The sequence below is a fragment of the Agarivorans sp. 1_MG-2023 genome, assembly GCF_030548385.1.
Classification (GTDB): domain Bacteria; phylum Pseudomonadota; class Gammaproteobacteria; order Enterobacterales; family Celerinatantimonadaceae; genus Agarivorans.
Map to the genome: position 1 here is coordinate 1 of NZ_JAUOSJ010000033.1, position 1,152 is coordinate 1,152.

The 1,152-nt window shown below is 49.2% G+C and carries 1 protein-coding gene; it reads right to left on the reverse strand.

Features of this window, described 5'->3' with window-relative positions:
- Positions 1-171: 171 nt before the first annotated feature.
- On the reverse strand, positions 172-1,152 hold a 981-nt coding region (locus tag Q4592_RS21760), incomplete at its 5' end, for an IS110 family transposase (RefSeq protein ID WP_303516932.1).

The window sequence follows — 1,152 nt, forward strand, 5'->3', positions numbered from 1 at the left end:
CCTTGCTGATATTCGCGAGTTGGTTATCGCATTACTTGTTTGCGCCCTTGGAGCCTTGCCTCAGTCTATGCGCGCGAGTTTACATCGCTTAACGCCCTCGAGGGTTGCTCTCACCGCTGCCGCGGGTCTTACTCATTCAAGTTATTTTAAATCGTTCATTTTTCTTTGTTTCTACCCTATATGTTGGCTCTTTGGGTCAAAGCGCTGCGCAATATCCCAGATGTAACCGAGTAGTTCTCTGGCCACTGCGGTCACCACTTTGTTGTGTTCCTTACCACGGTGTTTGAGCTGGGCGAAGCGTCGACATAATCGTTGTTGGGCTTGCCATGAACGCTGCTGTAGATTGAGTGATTGGTCTTGCTGGCGTATCAGTAACTCGCGCGAGACTTTGGGTGTAAAGCGGTAAGCCCAAGCTGCTTCGATGAGTATTCGCCTTGCATGAGTATTGCCACACTTGGTAATACCGCCTTGTTTTTGTCGATTGCCACTAGAGTACTCAGAAGGCGTTAAACCGACAAAATTCATCAGTGAACGTGGATTAGCAAAACGGCGCATGTCACCGAGTTCTGCAACCAGGGTAATAGCCGATAAGAAGCGAATACCACGTAACACCGTTAGGTATTGGACTAACGGATACCAAGACCAGTCTTGGGCAATTAACTGTAGCTCTTGCTCAAGATGCTGAAGCCGCTCATAGCGTTCGGTAACGGTGTTGATGTAGTGCTGAAAAGTCAGTTTTTTAGCAGGTTCTAAGAAATGAATATCGGCCAGGTGCCGTTTGTAGGCCTCATTCCACACTTGCCGACCGGTACACGGATGACCATTTCGCAATAAGAACAGCTTCAAACGCTGCCTGGCTTGGCGACAATCCAGCATGGCATCTTCTCGGCAACGGATTAAGTCACGCACCGCTTCGTCATCGGCATTGGGCACATGAATAGAATGAATCAATCCCGCTCGTGCCATTCTCGCTAAAGCGATAGCGTCACGCCTGTCGGTTTTAACCTTATCACCGGGCGCTGTAGGGATAAGGGCTGGAGCCACTACCCAGCATTCGATACCGTGTTTCACTAAATGGCGATAGAGCCAAAATCCGCACGGCCCGGCTTCATAAACTACGCAGAGATGAGTAGCCAAGCCTTTGTATTTTTT